The organism is Streptomyces sp. NPDC044719, from assembly GCF_056433405.1.
On record NZ_JBWKHE010000020.1, the window covers coordinates 1 to 19,206 of the forward strand.

The following is a 19,206-nucleotide window of genomic DNA, read 5'->3' on the forward strand; positions in this document are numbered from 1 at the left end:
ACCGCCCGGCCACGTTCCTGCGCCACACCGGAAACACCCGAAACCACCGACACCGACGGCGTGCCCGCAGCCAACGACCCCAACCCGGCCAGCAGCTCGCCCCGGTCCCCGCCCGCACCCAGCACCACCGCCCGGTGCTCCAGCACCGACCGCGCCGATGCCAGCGACCACCCCACATCCACCGGATCCAACTCCGGCCGGGCCTGGACGAACTCCGCCAGCCGCCCCGCCTGCGCCGCCAAAGCCTCACCACTACGCCCCGACACCACCCACGGCACCACCACACCCGGGACAGGCTCCTCCCGGGCCACAACCTCACCCGCCGGGGCCTCCTCCACGATCACATGCGCATTCGTCCCACTGATCCCGAACGACGACACCCCCGCCCGACGCGGACGCCCTTCCACCTGCGGCCACTCCCGCGCCTGCGACAGCAGCTCGACCCCACCGGAGGACCAGTCCACATGCGGCGACGGCTCCTCCGCGTGCAACGTCCGCGGCAGCACCCCGTGCCGCAGCGCCATCACCATCTTCATCACGCCGGCAACACCCGCCGCCGCCTGCGTATGCGCGATATTCGACTTCACCGACCCCAGCCACAACGGCCGATCCACCGGCCGGTCCTGCCCATACGTCGCCAGCAGCGCCTGCGCCTCGATCGGATCCCCCAAGGCGGTGCCCGTGCCATGCGCCTCCACGGCGTCCACGTCCCCGGCATCGAGACGCGCACTGGCAAGTGCAGCGCGGATCACCCGCTGCTGCGACGGCCCATTCGGCGCCGTGAGCCCACTACTCGCCCCGTCCTGATTCACCGCACTGCCACGCACCACCGCCAGCACCTCATGCCCGTTCCGCCGGGCATCCGACAACCGCTCCAGGAGCAGGACACCCGCACCTTCGGCGAATCCGAATCCGTCCGTCTGCGCCGAGAACGCCTTGCACCGGCCGTCCCACGCCAGGGCGCGCTGGCGGCTGAACTCGGTGAGTTCCTGAGGACCGGCCATCACGGTCACGCCGGCGGCGAGCGCCATCGAGCATTCGCCGGTGCGCAGTGCCTGGCCGGCGAGGTGGAGAGCCACCAGCGACGACGAACACGCCGTGTCCACCGTCACCGCCGGCCCCTCGAGACCGAACGCATACGAGACGCGGCCCGAGATGACGCTGCCCGCGCTGCCGGTGACGGCGTAGCCTTCGACGCCCTCGGGGGCCTGGCTGAGGTTGGCCGTGTAGTCCGAGCCCATGGCGCCCGCGAACACGCCCACCTGGCCGCCGCGCAGCGACTCGGGGGCGATACCGGCGCGTTCGAACGCCTCCCAGGAGGTCTCCAGCAGCAGCCGCTGCTGCGGGTCCATCGCCAGCGCCTCACGCGGCGAGATCCCGAACAGCTCCGCGTCGAAGTCACCGGCGTCGTAGACGAACGCACCCTGACGTACGTAGCTCTTGCCGCGTGCGTCCGGATCCGGGTCGTACAGGGAAGCCAGGTCCCAGCCCCGGTCGACGGGCAGGCCGCCGACGGCGTCGCGTTCTTCGGCGACGAGGCGCCACAGCGCCTCGGGGGAGTCGGCGCCGCCAGGGAAACGACAGGCCATTCCGATGATCGCGAGGGGTTCGTCCATGGCCACGGCGGTGCGCGTCGGGGCGCCGGCGGCGGTGTGCTCGGTGCCGGCCACTTGGGTCAGCAGGTGGTGTGCCAGGTCCAGCGGCGTCGGATGGTCGAAGACCAGCGTGGCGGGCAGGCTCAGCCCGGTGGCGTTGTTGAGCTGGTTGCGCAGCTGGATCGCGGTCAGGGAGTCGAATCCCTGGTCGAGGAAGCCGCGTCGCAGATCCACGACGTTGGTCTTGGCGTGCCCGAGTACGGCAACGGCGAGGTCCCGGACGAGGTCGAGCACCACGCTCTCCTGTTCCGGCGTGGAGAGTCCGGCGAGGCGACGGGCCAGTGCCGAGGTGGTGGTGCCTGTTCGGGCGGCGGTTGCGGTCCGGCGTACCGGAGTACGGACCAGGCCGCGCAGCAGTGGTGGCAGGGCCTGTGTCCTGGCCCGGTTCCGCAGCACGCCCCAGTCCATGCCGAGGGGCACGAGCAGCGCCCGGTCCGGCACGCGCACCGCCGCGTCGAACAGGGCGAGTCCCTCCTCGTTCGTCAGGGCCGTCGCTCCGGTGGCGGTGACGAGTGCGTGTTTTCCCTCCTCGACCTGCTCGGCGAGGTGCTCGCTCATACCGCTTTCCCCGGCCCACAGTCCCCAGGCCAGCGACACCCCTGGCAGCCCTTGGGCTCGGCGGTGCTGCGCGAGGGCGTCCAGGAAGGTGTTGGCGGCGGCGTAGTTCCCCTGGCCCGGGTTGCCGAAGACACCGGCCGCCGAGGAGAAGAGCACGAACGCCTTGAGGTCGAGGTCCCGGGTCGCCTCGTGCAGGTTCATCGCCGCGTCGACCTTGGGCCGCATGACGGTGTCGAGCTGGTCCCCGGACAGCGCCGGGATCGTACGGTCGTCCAGCAGTCCGGCCGCGTGCACGACGGCGGTCAACGGGTGCTGCTCCGGAACCGTAGCCAGGAGCTGGTCGACCGCATCCCGGTCGGCCGTGTCACAGGCGACGATGGACACGTGCGCCCCGCAGTTCTCCAGCTCGGCGTGCAGTTCGCGGGCTCCCGGAGCCGCCGTCCCGCGGCGGCTGGTCAGCAGCAGGTGCCGCACTCCCCGTTCCCGCGCCAGGTGGCAAGCGAGCAGACGGCCGAGCAGGCCCGTACCGCCGGTGATCAGCACCGTGCCATCCGGGTCCCAGAGCAGCTCGTCCGTGCTGTGGTCACGCTCGCTGCGGCCCGGCTCGTCGGTCGCGCCGGCGCGCGTCGCATGGGGATGGGCGCCGGAGCGGACCAGGCGTGGTGTGAGGACCGTACCGCCCCGTACGGCCACCTGGGGTTCGTCGACCGCAAGCACGGAGGGCAGGGCTGCTTCCCAGTCGGTGGCGTCGTCGACGTCGACCAGCACGAAACGGCCGGGATTCTCCGTCTGGGCGGAGCGCACCAGACCCCAGACGGCGGCATGGGACAGATCGGCCGCCGACTCGTCCGGGCCCGCGACGACGGCGCCCCGTGTCACCACGATCAGCTTGGACCGGGCCGCCGCCTCATCCGCCAGCCACTCCTGGATCGCGGACAGCACCTCGCCGGTGACCTCGTGTACCACCTCGGCGAGTTCTCCACCCCTGATCGGAGTGCAGGGCAGGACCACGTGCTCCGGATACGAGTCCACATCTGAGCCCGATCCCGAGCCCGAGGCCACATCCGAGCCCGCGCCCGAATCCGAGTCCATCTCCGGGTCGGTGCAGCCCAGTACCGCCCACCTGGGGGCGGCGGACGCCTCGACCTCGGCGGCGGCGACCCAGTCCAGGCCGAAGAGCGCCGACTGCTCCACGGCACTGGCCTGCCGCAGCTGCTCGGTCGCCAGGGGCCGGGTGATCAGCGCGTCGACGGAGGCCACCGGCAGGCCGGCCGAGTCCGCCACGCGTAGCGACATGGCCCCGTCCGTGCCGGCCGGGGTCAGCTGGACGCGTACGTGCGAGGCGCCTCCTGCGAACAGGGTCACGCCATGCCACACGAACGGCAGCCGAACCTCGTCCCCGCTGTGCTGCCGCGTCAAGCCGGCGTGAAGGCAGGCGTCCAGCAGCGCCGGGTGGATACCGAATCCTGCCGTCCCGGTGGCCTCGCCCTCCGGCAGGCTCACCTCTGCGAAGATGTCCTCTCCGCGCCGCCAGGCCGCCCGCAGCCCCCGGAACACCGGCCCGTACCCGTATGCGGACGCGGCCAGGCCGTCATAGAAGCCGTCCAGCGACACGGGCTCGGCGTTCGCCGGCGGCCACTCGGCCAGGTCGAACGCCTCAGCCGTACGCGCCTCGGCGGTACCCTCCTCGGCGAGTACGCCATCGGCGTGCCGGACCCACTCGTCGCCGGGGGCGTCCACGCGCTGCGAGTGGACGCTCACCGATCGCCTGCCGTTCTCCCCCTCCGGTCCGACGCGGACCTGGACCCGGACGCCACTGTCCTCCGGAACGACGAGCGGGGACTCGAGGGTGAGTTCTTCCAGGCGTGGGCAGCCGGCTTCGTCCCCGGCCCGGATGGCGAGCTCCGCGAAGCCCGTGCCGGGCAGCAGCACCGCCCCGGCCACCGCGTGATCGGCCAGCCAGGGGTGCGTACGCAGGGAGATCCGGCCGGTCAGCACCACGCCCTGGTCGTCTGCCAGCCGTACGGTCGCGCCGAGTACGGGGTGTTCCGCCGGGGCAAGTCCCAGGGCGTCCGGGTCGCCCATGGGCGAACCCGTGTCCGCCAGCCAGTAGCGCTGCCGCTGGAAGGCGTACGTCGGCAGCTTCACCTGGCGTCCGCCGGGCAGCAGGGCGGGCCAGTTCACGTCGATCCCGCGCGTGAACACTTCGGCCACCGACGTCAGCAGTCGGTGCAGCCCGCCCTCCTGACGCCGCAGCGATCCGGTCGCCACCGCCTCGATGCCGGCGTCCTCGGCGGTGGCCTGAGTGCCCGGCACCAGTACCGGATGGGCACTGCACTCCACGAAGAAGCGGTAGCCGTCCTCCAGCATGGCACGCACCGCGCCCTCGTAGTTCACCGGCTGACGGGCATTGTGGAACCAGTAGTCGGCGCCCAGCTCCGTGGTGTCCAGCACCCCGCCGGTCACGGTCGAGTAGAACGGCACCTGTGATGCGCGGGGCTCGATGTCCGCGAACAGCTCCAGGATGCGGTCACGCAGCGGATCCACCTGCGCGCAGTGCGAGGCCACCGTCGACCCCACGATCCTGGCCCGCACCTCGTCGGCAGCGCACTCCGCGACGAACTCCTCCAGTGCCGCCTCGTCGCCGGCGACCGTGGCCGCACCTGGACCGTTGCGCCCGGCGACGACGAGCCGGCCGTCCCACCGCGCGAGCTGTTCCTCCACGGCGTCGGCCGACAGGGCCACCGACGCCACCGCTCCGTGGCCCACCAGTTCCTCGGCGAACAGCTTGCTGCGCAGTACCACCACCCGCGCCGCGTCCTCGAGCGACAGCGCTCCGGCCACGTGGGCCGCCGCGATCTCCCCCTGTGAGTGCCCCACCACCGCGGCGGGCTCCACCCCGGCCGCGCGCCACACCGCCGCCAGCGACACGTTCACCGCGAACAGCACCGGCTGGAGCACCTCGATGCGCTCCACCGGCGGCGCGCCCTCCAGCCCGCGCACGACATCGGTCACCGACCAGCCCACCAAGGGCGCGACGGCGGCGTCACACTGGGCGAACGCCTCGGCGAACACCGGTGAGGAGTCCAGCAGTTCCACGGCCATGCCGGCCCACTGCGAGCCCTGGCCCGGAAGGACGAACACCACGCGGCCGCGTACGTCGGCCGCAGCCGAAACCACCGACGCCGAGGGCGCGCCGGACGACACGGCACGGAGCCCCGCGAGCAGCTCGTTCCGGTCCCCGTCGACGCCGAGCACCACTGCCCGGTGTTCCAGCACCGACCGCGCCGACGCCAGCGACCAGCCCACATCCACCGGATCCAGATCCGGGCGCGCCTCCGCATACTCGGCCAACCGTCCCGCCTGCGCCGCCAGAGCCTCGGTGCTGCGTCCCGATATCACCCAGGGCACTACAGCACCGGGGGCACGGTCCGGCCGGCTGTCGGCGCCGCTGTGGCTGTCGGCGCCGGCTCCGGTCTGCGGGGCTTCCTCGACGATCACGTGCGCATTGGTCCCGCTGATGCCGAACGACGACACCCCCGCCCTGCGCGGCCGGTCCTCCGTCCGTGGCCACTCCCGGGCCTCCGTCAGCAACTCCACCGCACCGGCGGACCAGTCCACATGCGGCGACGGCTCCTCCGCGTGCAACGTCCGGGGCAACACCCCGTGCCGCAGTGCCAACACCATCTTGATCACACCGGCGACACCCGCCGCCGCCTGCGTGTGCGCGATGTTCGACTTGATCGACCCCAGCCACAACGGCCGATCCTCCGGCCGGCCTTGGCCGTAGGTGGCGAGCAGCGCCTGGGCCTCGATCGGATCCCCCAGCGTCGTCCCCGTGCCATGCGCCTCTACGGCGTCCACATCCGCGGCCTCCAGCCGCGCACTCTCCAACGCCGCCCGGATCACCCGCTGCTGCGACGGCCCGTTCGGCGCCGTGAGCCCGTTGCTGGCCCCGTCCTGATTCACCGCGCTGCCGCGGATCACCGCCAGCACCTCGTGCCCGTTCCGCCGGGCATCCGAGAGCCGTTCGAGGACGAGGACTCCGACGCCCTCGCCCCAGCCCGTGCCGTCCGCTGCCGCGGAGAAGGCCTTCGACCGGCCGTCGGGAGCGAGCCCCCGCTGACGGCTCATCTCGATGAGTGCCCTCGGGGTCGCCACCACCTGGACACCGCCCGCGAGTGCCATCGAGCACTCACCGGCGCGCAGTGCCTGGCCGGCGAGGTGGAGCGCCACCAGCGACGACGAACACGCCGTGTCCACCGTCACCGCCGGCCCCTCGAGACCGAAGGTGTAGGCGATACGGCCGGAGATCACACTGCCGGCGCTCCCCGTGGCGAAGAAGCCCTCCAGTTCCTCCGGTACGGCCATGGTGGCCATGTAGTCCGACCCCATGGCCCCCGCGAACACGCCGACCTGGCTCCCGCGCAGCGACTCGGGGGCGGTACCCGCGCTCTCGAAGGCCTCCCAGGACGTCTCCATCAGCAGCCGCTGCTGCGGGTCCATCGCCAGTGCCTCACGCGGCGGGATGCCGAACAGCTCCGCGTCGAACCCGGCGGCGTCCCGCAGGAACCCTCCCGCCCTTGTGTAGTTCTTGCCGGGCGCGTTCGGGTCCGGGTCGTAGAAGTCGTCCGGGTCCCATCCACGGTCGCTCGGCAGGGGTGTGGTCGCGTCCAGGCCGTCCCGCAGGAGCTGCCAGAGTCCTTCGGGTGAGTCGGCTCCGCCCGGGAAGCGGCAGGCCATCCCGACGATCGCCAGCGGCTCGTCGGCCGGCGCCGCGGCTGTCGCGGCCGCGGCGAGGTCCGCACCCTGCTCGGCGGGGATGAGCTGCGCACGCAGCTGCCCGGCGAGGGTGGAGGCGTTCGGGTGGTCGAAGACCAAAGAGGCGGAGAGCCGCAGCCCGGTGGCACTACTGAGCCGGTTGCGCAACTCCACTGCCATGAGCGAGTCGAAGCCCAGCGACCGGAACGCCTGGCCCGCGTCGACACTCTCCGGTGTCTCGTGTCCGAGGACGGCCGCGGTGTGGGCGCGTACCACGTCCAGAAGGAGGCGTTCCTGCTCCGCTCCGGAAAGCGCGGCCAGTCGCTGGGCGAGGTCGGTTCCCTGCCCAGCGGCGATCCGGGCCGTCCCGGTCGCATCGGTCGTATGGGGCGCGCTGTTCGCATCAGCCGCATCGGCGGTCCGGCGTGCCGGAAGACGGACCAGGTTGTGCAGCAGCGGCGGCAAGGTGCCCGTCCCGGCCTGGGTGCGCAGCACTCCCATGTCCATCTCGATGGGCACAAGCAGGGCCCGGTCCGTGCAGACGGCCCGGTCGAACAGGGCGAGCCCCTGCTCGTCGGACATCGGCACCGTACCGGTACGGGAGAGCCGGGTACGGGATGTCTGTTCCAGGAGGCCGGCCGCGCCGACCGCGCCAGCCATGCCTTCGGCCTTGGCCCACAGCCCCCAGGCGAGCGATACGCCCGGCAGCCCCTCGGCCCGGCGGTGCTGTGCGAGGGCGTCCAGGAACGCGTTGGCGGCGGCGTAGTTCGCCTGGCCCGCATTGCCGAAGACACCGGCGGCGGAGGAGAAGAAGATGAAGTCGGTCAGGTCGAGGCCGCGGGTCGCCTCGTGCAGGTTGACGGCGGCGTCCACCTTGGCCCGCAGGACGGTGTCCAGCCGCTCCGGCGTCAAAGCCGCGACCGTACCGTCGTCCAACACCCCCGCCGCATGCACCACCGCACGCAACGGATACTCCGCCGGCACCCCGGCCACCAACGCCTCCGCCGCCCGACGGTCAGCCACATCACAGGCCACCACCGACACCGACTCCGCACCCAACCCGAGCAGCTCCGCCTCCAGCTCCCGCGCACCGGGAGCATCAGGGCCTCGACGACCGGCCAGGAGCAGACGGCGCACCCCGTACTTCTCCACCAGATGACGGGCCAGCAGACCGCCCAACGCCCCGGTCCCCCCGGTGATCAACACCGTGCCCTCGGCATCCCAGGCCGGGGGCACGGCCGGCTCCTCCGTGGCCGTCACCCGGGCAAGACGCGGCACCCACACCTGGCCACCGCGCACCACGACCTGCGGCTCACCCGTGGCCAGCGCCGCAGGCAGCACCGCCTCCCAGTCATCCCCCTCACCCACATCGACGAGAACGAACCGGCCCGGATGCTCCGTCTGCGCCGACCGCACCAAACCCCACGCGGGAGAGTGCACGAGATTCAACCGCTCGCCCTCGCCGACGCCCGCGACCGCATTGCGCGTCAGCACCACCAGGCGCGAACCGGCAGAGGGCTCATCAGCCAGCCAGGCCTGGAGCGCCGCGAGGACCTCACCCGTGGCCAGGCGAGCCGCCCGCGCGAGGCCGTTCGGGGCGGTCTCGGCCTGAGCGCACGGGAGCACGATGGCTTCCGGACGGCGGCCGGTGTCCTCCGGACGGTCGTCCCCCAGCAGCCCCCACTCAGCGGGGACGGACGCGTCGTTCGCAGGGGGCACGGCGACCCACTCCAACTCGAACAGTGCGTCGTGGTTCCGCCCGGCCCCCTGCCGCAGCTGGTCGGGCGATACGGGACGGGAGACCAGCGCGTCCGCACAGGCCACCGGCCGGCCTTCGGTGTCGGTGACATGTACGGACAGCGCGTCCGCGTCGACCGCGGACAGCCGCACTCGTACGCTCGCCGCACCTGTGGCGAACAGGGACACGCCGGTCCACGCGAACGGCAGCCGGACCTGGTCGCTCGGGGCCTCGGCGTTGGCGAGCGCCGCGTGCAGGGCGGCGTCCAGCAGTGCGGGGTGGATACCGAAGCCGGTGGCACCGCGGTGCTCCCGGTCGGGAAGGCTGACTTCGGCGAAGACGTCGTCGCCCCGCCGCCACGCCGCCCGCAGCCCCTGGAACACCGGGCCGTAGCCGTAGCCGGACGCGGCCAGACCTTCGTAGAAACCGTCCAGTTCGATCGGTGTCGCTCCGGGAGGTGGCCAGGCGCCGAGTTCGACGGAGCCGGTCACCTCGGCCTGGCTGAGCGCCCCACTGACGTGCCGGGTCCACTCCTCGTCCGGCCCGCTCTGCGAGTGCACGCTCACCGGCCGCCAGCCGGACTCGTCCTGCGCACCGACCCGGACCTGAAGGGCGACATCGCCTTCCTCGGGGATGACCAGCGGCATCTCCAAAGTGAGTTCTTCCAGCCGCGGACAGCCGACCTCATCCCCGGCCCGCAACGCGATCTCCACCAGACCGGCACCCGGGAACAGCACCGTGCCGCCGATGGCGTGGTCGGCCAGCCATGGGTGCGTGCGCAGGGACAGCCGCCCGGTCAGCACGACACCCTGCTCGTCCGCCAGGCGCACGGCCGCACCCAGCAGCGGATGACCAGCCTCGGACAGCCCCAGTGCTGCGGGATCGGCCGCCGCCCGGTGGTCCTCTTCCAGCCAGTACCGCCGGCGCTGGAAGGCATAGGTGGGCAGCTCCACCTGCCGCCCGCCGGGCAGCAGCGCCGTCCAGTCGACATCGGCGCCGTGGGCGTAGGCCTGGGCCAGTGCGGTGGTGAGGGACTGCGGCTCGGGACGATCCTGACGCAGGAGCGGTAGAACCAGCCGGGGCGTGCCGGACTCTTCGTGCTCTTCGAGGGTTTCCTCGGCCATCGCGGCCAGCACACCGCCCGGCCCCACTTCCAGGAACACGTTCACACCCTCACCGGCCAGAGTGCGGATACCGTCGGCGAACCGCACCGCCGCCCGCACATGCCGCACCCAGTACTCCGCCGACTCCAACTCCCCCGGTCCTGCGATCCGGCCCGTCACATTGGAGACCACCGGGATCCGCGGCGGCCGGTAACCGACCTGCCGGGCCACCTCCTCGAACTGCTCCAGCATCGGCTCCATCAACGGCGAATGAAACGCATGACTGACCGACAGCCGGCGACTGCGCCGCCCCGGGAAACAGGCCACCACCTGCTCCACGGCCTGTGCCTCGCCGGAGAACACCACCGACCGCGGCCCGTTGACCGCCGCCACATCCACCCGCCCCGCACACTCCTGAAGAGCTTGCAGGGCTTGCAGGGCTTCGGTCTCGCCGGCCTGCACCGCCACCATCACCCCACCGGGCGGCAACGCCTGCATCAACCGGCCCCGCGCAGCCACCAGCCGGCCCGCATCCTCCAGCGACATCACCCCCGCCACATGCGCCGCCGCCAGCTCCCCCACCGAATGCCCCAACAGGTAATCCACACCCACACCCCAGCTGTCCAGCAGCCGGAACAACGCCACCTCCACCGCGAACAACGCACCCTGCGTGAACCGGGTCTGCTCCAACCGGACACCATCGGCAAAGACACCGGCATCCACACCCACCGCCCGGCACGCCTCCCCCAACGCATCGGCGAACACCGGATACACCCCGGCAAGCTCCGCCCCCATCCCCACCCGCTGCGCACCCTGCCCCGACAACAACAACCCCGTACGCACCCCACCCGCCACACCCTCGGACGACACGGCACGCAGCCCGGCCAGCAGCTCGCCCCGGTCCCCGCCCGCACCCAGCACCACCGCCCGGTGCTCCAGCACCGACCGCGCCGACGCCAGCGACCACCCCACATCCACCGGATTCACCTGCGGGTGCGTCTCCACGAACTCCGCCAGCCGCCCCGCCTGCGCCGCCAAAGCCCCAGCACTGCGCCCCGACACCACCCACGGCACCACCACACCCGGGACAGGAACCTCCCGGGCCACAACCTCACCCGCCGGGGCCTCCTCCACGATCACATGCGCATTCGTCCCACTGATCCCGAACGACGACACCCCCGCCCTGCGCGGCCGGTCCTCCGTCCGTGGCCACTCCCGCGCCTCGGTCAGCAACTCCACCGCACCCGCCGACCAGTCCACATGCGGCGACGCCTCCTCCGCGTGCAACGTCCGCGGCAACACCCCCTGCCGCAGCGCCAACACCATCTTGATCACACCCGCGACACCCGCCGCCGCCTGCGTATGCGCGATATTCGACTTCACCGACCCCAGCCACAACGGCCGCCCCTCCGGCCGGCCTTGACCGTAGGTCGCCAGCAACGCCTGCGCCTCGATCGGATCCCCCAGCGTCGTCCCCGTACCGTGCGCCTCTACGGCATCCACATCAGGCGCCGACAGCCGCGCACTCTCCAACGCCGCCCGGATCACCCGCTGCTGCGACGGCCCATTCGGCGCCGTAAGCCCACTACTGGCCCCGTCCTGATTCACCGCACTGCCACGCACCACCGCCAGCACCTCATGCCCATTCCGCCGGGCATCCGACAACCGCTCCAGCACCAGCACACCCACACCCTCACCCCAGCCGACACCATCAGCGTCCGCCGAGAAGGACTTGCACCGCCCATCCCGCGCCAGCCCACGCTGCCGACTCAGCTCGATGAACTCCTGAGGGCTTGCCATCACCGTGACCCCGCCCGCCAGTGCCAGCGAGCACTCGCCGGCGCGCAGTGCCTGTCCGGCGAGGTGCAGCGCCACCAACGACGACGAACACGCCGTGTCCACCGTCACCGCCGGCCCCTCAAGACCGAACGCATACGAGATCCGGCCGGAGATGACGCTGGCGGTACTGCCCGTCATCGTGTAGCCCTCGACGTCCTCGGGCACCTTGTTGAGCCTTGAGACGTAGTCCGGGGCCATGGCACCGGCGAACACACCGACCTGGTGGCCTCGCACGGCCGCCGGGTCGATCCCGGCCCGCTCGAACGCCTCCCAGGACGCCTCCAGCAGCAGCCGCTGCTGCGGATCCATCGCCAGCGCCTCACGCGGCGAGATCCCGAACAGCTCCGCGTCGAAGTCACCGGCGTCGTCGACGAACGCCCCTTCGCATGAGTAGCTCTTGCCGCGTGCGTCCGGATCCGGGTCGTACAGCTGCTCCACATTCCAGCCGCGGTCGTCCGGGAAAGCGGACACCACGTCCCGACCCTCGTCCACGAGCTGCCACAGCGCATCCGGGGAATCGATACCGCCAGGGAGGCGGCAGGCCATTCCGATGATCGCCAGTGGCTCGTCGGCGGCCGCGGTGGCTGTAGCGGCCGCTGCGCCCTGCGCGGCAGGCGCGTTTCGTTCCGTACCCATCAGCTCGGACCGCAGCGCGAGGGCGAGGGCGAGCGGGGTCGGGTGGTCGAAGATCGAGGTCGAAGGGAGGCGCAGGCCGACTGCCGCACTGAGGCGGTTGCGGAGTTCCACCGCCATCAGCGAGTCGAAGCCCAGCTCCAGGAACCCGCGCTGCGGCCCCACCGCGTCCGGTTTCGCGTGTCCGAGCGCAGCCGCGGCATGGGTACGGACCAGGTCCAGGAGCAGTCGTTCCTGTTCCGGCTCGGAGAGTTCGGCCAGCTGCTGCGCCGGCGAGGATCCGGTCCCCTGTCTGCCGGATTCGGCGGTGGCGGCGGTCCGCCGCACCGGGGCTGGGACCAGGTTGCGCAGCAACGGCGGCAAGGTGCCAGTCCCGGCCTGAGCCCGCAGCACGCCCATGTCCACGGCAACGGGTACCAGCACAGCCCGGTCGCGCACCCGCGCCGCCATGTCGAACAGGCTCAATCCCTGTCGCGCGGGTATGGGGGTCAGACCGGAACGCGAGATACGGGCCCGCGCCGCTTGGTCCAACTGGCCGGTCATACCTCCGTCCTGGTCCCACAGGCCCCAGGCAAGCGAGAGCCCCGGCAGGCCCTCCGCTGCGCGCCGCTGAGCCAGAGCGTCGAGGAAGGCGTTGGCGGCGGCGTAGTTCGACTGGCCCGGGCCACCGAAGATCCCGGCGACGGAGGAGAAGAGTACGAATGCCCGCAGGTCGAGGCCGTGGGTCGCTTCGTGCAGGTTGACGGCGGCGTCCACCTTGGCCCGCAGGACGGTGTCCAGCCGCTCCGGCGTCAAAGCCGCGACCGTACCGTCGTCCAACACCCCCGCCGCATGCACCACCGCACGCAACGGATACTCCGCCGGCACCCCGGCCACCAACGCCTCCGCCGCCCGACGGTCAGCCACATCACAGGCCACCACCGACACCGACTCCGCACCCAACCCGAGCAGCTCCGCCTCCAGCTCCCGCGCACCGGGAGCATCAGGGCCTCGACGACTGGCCAGGAGCAGACGGCGCACCCCGTACTTCTCCACCAGATGACGGGCCAGCAGACCGCCCAACGCCCCGGTCCCCCCGGTGATCAACACCGTGCCCTCGGCATCCCAGACCCGCTCCCCTGTCACCCCCTCAGAGACCGTCACCCGGTCAAGACGCGGCACCCACACCTGACCGTCCCGCACCACGACCTGCGGCTCACCCGTGGCCAGTGCCACAGGCAGGACATCGGCCAGCGCAGCCGCGTCGTCCACATCCACCAGAACGAACCGGCCCGGGTGCTCCGTCTGCGCCGACCGCACCAGACCCCACACCGCGGCATGCGTCAGACCGGACAACAGGTCATCGGAGCCCACCCCCACGGCTCCACGCGTCACCACGACCAACCGCGAGCCGACGACCGATTCATCCGCTAGCCACCCCTGAACCGCATCGAGCACTTCGCCGGCGGCGCGGCCCGTTCCTCGCGCGAGGTCGTCATCAGCCTGTGGCGGACAGACCAGGACCACGCAGTCCGGGTGGCTGTCCCCATCAGGCCGTACGGGGTCGCCCAGCATCGCCCACCCGATAGAAGAGGGCGTATCCGCCGTGGGGGCGGGGACCCAGTCCACGCCCAGGAGCGTTCCCTGCCCGCCACCAGCCTGCGATTTCGACAGCTGTTCCCTGGACACCGGTCGGGAGACCAGTGCGTCGGCCGAAGCCACCGGGCGGCCCTCGGCATCCGCCATCTCGACCGACGCCGCATCAGCGCCAGTGAATGTCAGACGGATACGTGCCGCCGTGGCGCCGGTGGCGAACAGGGACACGCCGGTCCACGCGAACGGCAGCCGGATCTGGTCGTCGCCGCCCTCACCGGTACGGTCACCGGCGGTGGCCAGCGCCGCGTGCAGGGCGGCGTCGAGCAACGCAGGATGGATACCGAACCCACCCGCGTCCGCGGCCTGGTCCTCGGGCAGACCGACCTCGGCGAACACCTCGTCGCCGCGCCGCCACACCGCCCGCAGCCCCTGGAACACCGGGCCGTAGCCGTAGCCGGACGCGGCCAGACCTTCGTAGAACCCGTCCAGCGTCACCGGATCCGCATCAGCCGGAGGCCACACCGCCAGATCGAAACCCTCGCCGCCGGACCCGCCCGCCAGTACCCCACTGACGTGCCGGGTCCACTCCTCGTCCGGCCCGCTCTGCGAGTGCACACTCACCGGCCGCCACCCGGACTCGTCCTGCGCACCGACCCGGACCTGAAGGGCGACATCGCCTTCCTCGGGGATGACCAGGGGCATCTCCAAAGTGAGTTCTTCCAGGCGCGGGCAGCCGACCTCATCCCCGGCCCGCACGGCCAACTCCACAAACCCCGTCCCCGGGAACAGCACCGTGCCGCCGATCACGTGGTCGGCCAGCCATGGGTGCGTGCGCAGGGACAGCCGCCCGGTCAGCACGACACCCTGCTCGTCCGCCAGGCGCACGGCCGCACCCAGCAGCGGATGACCAGCCTCGGACAGCCCCAGTGCTGCGGGATCAGTCGCCGCCCGGTGGTCCTCTTCCAGCCAGTACCGCCGGCGCTGGAAGGCATACGTGGGCAGCTCCACCTGCCGCCCGCCGGGCAGCAGCGCCGTCCAGTCGACATCGGCGCCGTGGGCGTAGGCCTGCGCCAGTGCGGTGGTGAGGGACTGCGGCTCGGGACGCTCTGCCCGCAGCAAGGGCACCACCAGCCGGGGCGTGCCGGACTCCTCCTCTTCGAGGGTTTCCTCGGCCATCGCGGCCAGCACACCGCCCGGCCCCACCTCCAGGAACACGTTCACACCCTCACCGGCCAGAGTGCGGATACCGTCGGCGAACCGCACCGCCGCCCGCACATGCCGCACCCAGTACTCCGCCGACTCCAACTCCCCCGGTCCTGCGATCCGGCCCGTCACATTGGAGACCACCGGAATACGCGGCGGCCGGTAACCGACCTGCCGGGCCACCTCCTCGAACTGCTCCAGCATCGGCTCCATCAACGGCGAATGAAACGCATGACTGACCGACAGCCGGCGACTGCGCCGCCCCGGGAAACAGGCCACCACCCGCTCCACGGCCTGTGCCTCGCCGGAGAACACCACCGACCGCGGCCCATTGACCGCCGCCACATCCACCCGCCCCGCACACTCCTGAAGAGCTTGCAGGGCTTGCAGGGCTTCGGCCTCACCGGCCTGCACCGCCACCATCACCCCACCGGGCGGCAACGCCTGCATCAACCGGCCCCGCGCAGCCACCAGCCGGCCCGCATCCTCCAGCGACATCACCCCCGCCACATGCGCCGCCGCCAGCTCCCCCACCGAATGCCCCATCAGGTAATCCACACCCACACCCCAGCTGTCCAGCAGCCGGAACAACGCCACCTCCACCGCGAACAACGCACCCTGCGTGAACCGGGTCTGCTCCAACCGGACACCATCAGCGAAGACACCGGCATCCAGACCCACCGCCCGGCACGCCTCCCCCAACGCGTCGGCGAACACCGGATACGCCCCGGCAAGCTCCGCCCCCATCCCCACCCGCTGCGCACCCTGCCCCGACAACAGCAACCCCGTGCGCACCCCACCAGCCGCCACCGACGGCATGCCCGCAGTCAACGCCCGCAGCCCGGCCAGCAGTTCGTCCCGGTTCCCGCCCGCTCCGAGCACCACCGCCCGGTGCTCCAGCACCGACCGCGCCGACGCCAGCGACCAGCCCACATCCACCGGATTCACCTGCGGGTGCGTCTCCACGAACTCCGCCAGCCGCCCCGCCTGCGCCGCCAGGGCTTCAGCACTGCGCCCCGACACCACCCACGGCACCACCACACCCGGAACAGGCTCCCCCCGGCCGTCTGCCTCGGTCTGCGGGGCCTCCTCGACGATCACATGCGCATTCGTCCCACTGATCCCGAACGACGACACCCCCGCCCTGCGCGCACGGTCCCCCGTCCGCGGCCACTCCCGCGCGTGCGACAGCAGCTCGACCCCACCGGCGGACCAGTCCACATGCGGCGACGCCTCCTCCGCGTGCAACGTCCGCGGCAACACCCCCTGCCCCAGCGCCAACACCATCTTGATCACACCGGCGACACCCGCCGCCGCCTGCGTATGCGCGATGTTCGACTTCACCGACCCCAGCCACAACGGCCGATCCACCGGCCGGTCCTGCCCATACGTCGCCAGCAGCGCCTGCGCCTCGATCGGATCCCCCAACGCGGTCCCGGTACCGTGCGCCTCCACCACATCCACATCAGCCGCCGACAGCCGCGCACTCTCCAACGCCGCCCGGATCACCCGCTGCTGCGACGGCCCATTCGGCGCCGTGAGCCCACTACTCGCCCCGTCCTGATTCACCGCACTGCCGCGCACCACCGCCAGCACCTCATGCCCATTCCGCCGGGCATCCGACAACCGCTCCAGGAGCAGAACACCCACACCCTCGGCCGGTCCGAATCCGTCCGCTCGTGCCGAGAACGCCTTGCAGCGCCCGTCCTTCGCGAGCCCCCGCATCCTGCTGAACTCGGTGAAGACCTTCGGGCTGGCCATCACCGTGACCCCGCCCGCCAGTGCCAGCGAGCACTCGCCGGCGCGCAGTGCCTGAGTGGCGAGGTGGATGGTCACCAGCGACGACGAACACGCCGTGTCCACCGTCACCGCCGGCCCCTCGAAGCCGAACGCATACGAGACGCGACCGGAGATGACGCTGGACGTGCTGCCCGTCACGAAGTAGCCGTCGGCTTCCTCCGGCTGCTGGGGCAGTCTTGTGACGTAGTCGGACCAACCCGCGCCGTAGAAGACACCGACGTGCTTGCCCCTTAGTGACCTCGTGGGAATTCCGGCCCGTTCGACGGCTTCATGGGTTGTCTCCAGCAGCAGTCGCTGCTGCGGATCCATCGCCAGCGCCTCACGTGGCGGTACGGCGAAGAAGTCCGCATCGAACTCCGCCACGTCCTGGAGGAAGCCGCCTTCTCGTACATAGGTGGTTCCGGGGGTGTCCGGGTCGGGGTCGTACAGGCTGTCGACGTCCCAGCCCCGGTCCTCAGGGATGGCGGACACGGCGTCACGGCCCTCGTGGACCAACTGCCACAGGTCTTCGGGTGAGTTGACGCCGCCCGCGTAGCGGCAGGCCATTCCGACGATCGCGATGGGTTCCTGCGCGGCGGCTTCGAGCTGCTGGTTCTGCGTCCTGAGCCTTTCGGTCTCCTTCAGAGATGCCCGCAGCGCTCCGACAATCTGGCTGGTGGAGGCGTCAGTCACGAGCTCTTCCCTTCGGCTTCAAATCGTCCGGTTTCGTCGTTTTCGCCGCGCTCGCCGTGTTCACCGTGCGCCATGCGTATGAGGTCCGCGAGATCCATCTCGTCGACAGCGCGGATTCTGTTCTCGGTGTCCGCGGCGTGCTGCTCGACGCCGTTTCCGAACTCGTCGTCACCCTCCGCACCGTCCGCTCCGGGGTCGTCCGGTACGAGTGCCGTTCGCAGGTGCCGGGCAAGGGCAACGGGGGTCGGGTAGTCGAAGATGAGCGTGGTGGGCAGGCGGAGGCCTGCCGCGATGTTGATCCGGTTCCGCAGTTCGACCGCTGTCAGGGAGTCGAAGCCCAGCTCCAGGAATCCCCGTTCGGCCTCCACCCCGTCGGGGAGCGCATGGCCGAGGATCGTCGCGGCGTGGCTGCGGACGAGGTCGAGCAGCGTGCGGTGCTGTTCGGCCCTCGTGAGGGTGGTGAGGCGCCGGAGCAGGGCAGCCGGCCCGGAGATCGGGCCCTTGCCGGCGGTTCCGCCTGCTACTCGGCGGGCCGGGTGGGGGCGGGCGAGTCCACGCAGAAGGGCCGGAAAGGCTCCCGCGTCGGCGTGCGCTCGTAGTCCCGCGGGGTCCAGCCTGATCGGTACGAGGAGCGCGTGGTCGGTTCCGAGGACGGCGTCGAACAGTCTCATGCCCTGTTCGTTGGTGATCGGGGCCAGTCCGGAGCGGGAGATCCGTGCGGTTCCGTCGTCCTGGACGTCCTTGGTCATGCCGCTGGTTTGTGCCCACAGGCCCCAGGCGAGCGAGAGGGCCGGAAGACCTGCCGCCCTGCGATCGTGCGCGAACGCGTCCAGGAAGGAGTTCGCCGCCGCGTAATTGCCCTGCCCCGGACTACCCAGCACCCCCGACGCCGACGAGAACAACACAAACCCCGCAAGATCCAGCTCACGCGTCGCCTCATGCAGATGCACCACCGCATCGACCTTCGCCCGCAACACCACATCCAGATCCCCGGGCGTCAGAGCGGGGATCGTCGCATCCGCCAGGACACCCGCCGTATGCACCACCGCGGTGAGCGGATGCTCCACCCCGATCCCGGCAACCAACTCCCTGACCGCATCCCCGTCCGCCACATCACACGCCACCACGGAGACCTCCGCCCCCAACTCCTCCAGCTCAGCCAGCAGTTCCTTGGCCCTGGGGGCCTCCATTCCACGGCGGCCGGCCAGCACCAGATGCCGCATTCCGTGGCCGGTCACCAGATGCCGGGCCACCAGCCCGCCCAGCGCCCCCGTCCCACCGGTGATCAGCACCGTGCCGTCCCGGTCCCACACCCGAGGCATGGTCACAACGACCTTCCCCACATGCCGGGCCTGGCTCATCCACCGGAACGCCTCCGGCGCACGCCGCACATCCCACGACGTCACCGGAAGCGGCGTCAGCACCCCCCGCCCAAACAGACCCACAATCTCCGTCAAGATCTCCTGGGTACGTTCCGGTCCCGCCTCCATCACTTCGTAGCAGCGATAGGTGACGCCCGGGTGGTCGGCGGCGACCTGTTCCGGATCGCGGATGTCGGCCTTGCCCATCTCGATGAACCGGCCTCCACGCGGCAGCAGCCGCAGCGAGGCATCCACGAACTCACCCGCCAGACTGTCCAGCACCACATCCACCCCCCGCCCCGCCGTGG

Annotated in this window: 2 protein-coding genes; both read right to left on the reverse strand. The window is 71.4% G+C overall.

Going from position 1 to position 19,206, the window contains the following annotated elements; all coding sequences use genetic code 11:
- Positions 1-17,537: SDR family NAD(P)-dependent oxidoreductase (locus AC07DF_RS41220; RefSeq protein WP_478982733.1), on the reverse strand; the 17,537-nt coding region annotated here is incomplete at its 3' end.
- Positions 17,534-19,206: SDR family NAD(P)-dependent oxidoreductase (locus AC07DF_RS41225; RefSeq protein ID WP_478982735.1), on the reverse strand; the 1,673-nt coding region annotated here is incomplete at its 5' end. The genes AC07DF_RS41225 and AC07DF_RS41220, both read right to left, overlap by 4 nt.